Consider the following 3,853-nt stretch of genomic DNA (forward strand, 5'->3'; position numbering starts at 1 on the left):
GGTAATCACCTCGTTGCCCGCCAAGGGATGATCGGCGGGTAGGGCACAGAGGCAAGGGAGTTCGAACATCTGGTTTTTGCCGATCTGGGATTGGTGCTTCGTCATTTCAGCGATACCCAGATCGTATTGGTTGGAGGCGATCCATTCGACAACCGCGTCAGAGGTGCGGGTTTGCAGCGAGGCCTGAACCTTGGGGTGGTCTTCCAAAAAGTCTGCCAATATATCGGGGACGAAGAAGTTGGATGGGCCAGGCATACAACCAATTCGCAGGAAACCGTACTGTTTGTTCTGGATGTCCTGCACCGTTTGGCTGACGTCCTGAATACGGTTAAAAATTGCTTCAACCTCTTTGTACAGATAGTTGGCTTCAGGAGTCGGGTAAAGACGTTTCTTATGACGTTCAAACAGCTGAAAACCGATCTCACTTTCCAATGAACTGATCATCATGCTGACCGCCGGTTGGGTTCGGAATAGCTGTTTCGCAGCCTGTGAAACCGAGCCGGTGAGCATAACTGCTCGAAATGCTTCCATCTGTTTAAGGTTCATGATGACGCCTTGATATATTAGTTTTGCTGATGAGTGGCTTAAAAAAACAAGAATCAAATTATGTTATATGCGGAAGGCGCGCTGAGATCAATACTTGATAGCGTCTGGTAACCGGCGTTGTATCGGCATAGAGGTGCGTGGATGGAAGAGGTATGCAGAGTCACGTCCGTGCAATGAGGGGAGGTGCGCTGTAATAAGGCGGATAGGTAGAGCCTGTAGGAAGGGGGGCGGCTAAAGCGTGGTTCAGCGGCAACCCGGATGCGTGAGCAGAGCCGGGAGCCGATGATCATACAGGGCGATTACTTCTTGCTAACGCGCGCTGCTTCATCTTTGTAGATGCCGTAAGTGACTTTCAGGTCTTTGATCCAATCAGGACCGTGACGGAAGTCTACCAGTGCACCGATGTTTTCGTATGCTGCCAGTACTTTAGGGTCTTTCATTACGTTCGCAGTTGCCGCGGTCAGTTTATCGACCACTTCCTGAGAGACGCCTTTAGGGGCGAATACGCCGGACCAGCCACCGAAGCTACCTTTGATACCGTAGTCTGAGAAAGTTGGAACGCCTGGGAACGCGTCCATTTTCTGGTTGATCACCAGTGCGCGGGCACGGTCAGCTTTTACGTGAGGGCCAAATGCGGGTGGGAAGGAGACTGCAGAATCGATGTGACCACCGACAACAGATACCATGGAATCCGCAGCGCCTTTCGCGTGCACGTATTTAACTTTGTAGCCTGCCTGATTGGCGATGATGGTCGCCATGATTGTGCCGGAAGAGGACGCACCCCAAGAACCCTGAGTGATTGTCTTGCTCTTAGCACCCGCTACAAACTCGTTGAAGTCCTGATACGGGCTGTCTTTAGCCACGACTACAGCCAGCGGTACAGAGGTGAACTTTACAACTGGGGTAAAGGTATCAAAGTTGTACGGCGTGTTGGTGAAGTTTGGTGTCACCAGCATGTTACTCAGGCCCGCATTGATCAGTGTGTAGCCGTCATTTTTAGCGCGCGCAACAAACGATGTACCGACCACGCCACCGCCACCGGTTTTGTTGATCACAACAACAGGTACACCCAGCTCTTTTTCCATTGCGTCGGCCCAGATACGGGTTGTCAGGTCGGAGTCACCGCCTGCGCCCCAAGGCACGATCACTTTGATGGGTTTGTCTGGGTATGCAGCCAGTGCTGTACCAGAAGCCAGAGATACGGCGAGTGCGCCAGCGATGGATAGCAGGGTTTTTTTAGTGCTTTTCATACGTACTTCCTTCGATTTATTTTTATTTACGTTTAACAGTCTTCTCAGGACGTTGGACCTAGGAGTTGGGACGTCGCGGTCCTGAGAAGAAAATCAGTGTTGTCCGGCTCAGGCTGTTTTCTCTTGCACTGGAGCTGGGATTTTTGATGCTTTTCTTTTTGAACGCATGCTAGAGAAGACAAAGAATGCGGACAGTGCGATAAACACCCATGAGAACGGTGAAGCAAAGAATTGGTAATAATCGTCGCCAACGATGGCAAATGCCTGATCCAGGTTCTGTTCAAGGAATGGCGTGAGGATAAAGCCGATGATAAATACCGCCGGGTTCAGTCCTACCATTCGCATGCCGTAGCCCAGAACGGTGAAGGCGATCAGTACCAGAATGTCATTCATGTTCTGGCCCGCGGTGAAGGCGCCGGTGAAGGCAAACACAGTCACACATGGGAAGATGAAATAGCGCTTCAGAGAAGCCATATTTACGAAGAACTTGAATCCGGAGCGTGCAATCACCAGCAGGAACAGGTCAGTGATCAGGAACCCTGCAAAGATCGCGTAGATGGTTTCCGTGTGTTCGAAGAAGATCATCGGACCCGGCGTAAGGCCGTGGATCAGGAACGCGCCCATCAACAGTGCGGCAACGTCGTCACCCGGAATACTCAGGGTCAGCATTGGAATCATGCTGGAACCACAGACTGCGTTGTTCGCGGATTCTGCTGCGGCGATACCTTCAGTGGAGCCTTTGCCGTACTCGTCAGGCTTCTTAGAGGTACGCTTTGCTTCGCCGTAAGCGATGAATGCTGCAGTACTGGAGCCCAAACCCGGTAGCGCACCGATAAAGGTACCGATACCACTGGATTTCAGGATGGTGCGGAAGACGCCACGGAACTCTTTAAAGCTGATGCGGTTATCAGCCGGATTCGGCGAATGGGTAATCGCGAGTTCATGATGGGGTATCTTGCGCCTGCGGATCACATTGATCACCTCTGGCATTACCAGAATGCCGATCAACATTGGCGTGAACGTAAAGCCACCGATCAGCTCATCAACGCCGAATGTAAAGCGAGATGTACCGGTGATGGAATCCATCCCTACCATGGCGAACAGCATACCCAGACAGCATGACAGCAAGCCGCGTGGAATTGATTCACCCGCCATCGAGCCGATCACGGTGAAGGCAAACAGTAGCAGGAAGACTTTTTCAATCGGGCCTGCCTGCAGCGAGATCGCAGAGATTGGTGCCGCCACGAGAATCAGTACCAGCGTTGCAATCATCTCACCGGAGACCGAAGCAAACAGGGACATATCCAGTGCTTTACCGGCTTTGCCTGATTTCGTCAGTGCATGGCCGTCCTGAGCAGTCAGGAACGATGCGGCCGCTCCTGGCGTGTTGATCAGGATGGCTGAGATTGAGCCACCATAAATACCGGCTTTATACACGGCCAGCAGCATAGTGATACCGATGATCGGATCGACGTAAAAGGTCATTGGCAGCATGATGGCGATGGCCATGATGCAGGAGATACCTGGGATTGCTCCGAAGGTAATACCAATGAAAACGCCTGCAATAATGCCCAGGATCGGACCGATTGCGAGGATAGACGAGAAACCGCTAAGAATATTATCAAACATCTGAATATCTCCCCTTACAGTGTCCAGGTTGGCAGGTAAACCCGCAAAAATTCTCTGGATCCGTAATAGATCAGAACGGGGGTGATAACAGACATGGTAATGATCGGTATCCAGCTACGGCCACCCAGCAGTACGGCGACAGCGAGCATGACAAAGGGTGTCGTAACCATGAATCCGAGGTGCGGAACGGCAAGCCAATAGGCGATGAAGATGCCGATGTATATAAAGATGCCGCGGAAACCGTCGGTCACAATCAGTTCCGTCGTATCGTGCGCCGTTTGTGTGCTGGCATCGCAAACGCGATGATAATAGGTGAGTTCTCGTGCGGCCTTGTCGGGGGTAAACCGCTGCAGGTACAGTTGCGGATAGAGATAGTCGTCGGCCACGTGACGAATCGTAGCGGCTGTCACATACAAGGCAAAAATGAC

4 protein-coding genes are annotated in these 3,853 nt (G+C 51.9%); all 4 read right to left on the reverse strand.

Annotated elements, in window-relative coordinates:
• Positions 1-546: LysR family transcriptional regulator (locus ABYW01_RS16275; RefSeq protein WP_372834690.1), on the reverse strand; the 546-nt coding region annotated here is incomplete at its 3' end.
• 299 nt (positions 547-845) lie between these two features.
• Positions 846-1,796: a Bug family tripartite tricarboxylate transporter substrate binding protein gene (locus ABYW01_RS16280; RefSeq protein WP_372834693.1), complete on the reverse strand. Its 951-nt coding sequence runs from the start codon at positions 1,794-1,796 to the stop codon at positions 846-848.
• 108 nt (positions 1,797-1,904) lie between these two features.
• Entirely contained in the window at positions 1,905-3,425 is a 1,521-nt protein-coding gene (locus ABYW01_RS16285) for a tripartite tricarboxylate transporter permease (RefSeq protein WP_372834696.1), read from the reverse strand.
• 14 nt (positions 3,426-3,439) lie between these two features.
• Complete coding sequence (locus ABYW01_RS16290) at positions 3,440-3,850, reverse strand: tripartite tricarboxylate transporter TctB family protein (RefSeq protein ID WP_372834699.1); 411 nt, start codon at positions 3,848-3,850, stop codon at positions 3,440-3,442.
• Positions 3,851-3,853: the final 3 nt, after the last annotated feature.

Source organism: Pontibacterium sp. (assembly GCF_041587635.1).
Classification (GTDB): domain Bacteria; phylum Pseudomonadota; class Gammaproteobacteria; order Pseudomonadales; family Balneatricaceae; genus Pontibacterium.

What these genes read in the sequence shown, in the direction of transcription:
- ABYW01_RS16280 (WP_372834693.1), bottom strand. Translation starts at nt 1,796, where the DNA reads ATGAAAAGCACTAAAAAAACCCTGCTATCCATCGCTGGCGCACTCGCC.
- ABYW01_RS16285 (WP_372834696.1), bottom strand. Translation starts at nt 3,425, where the DNA reads ATGTTTGATAATATTCTTAGCGGTTTCTCGTCTATCCTCGCAATCGGT.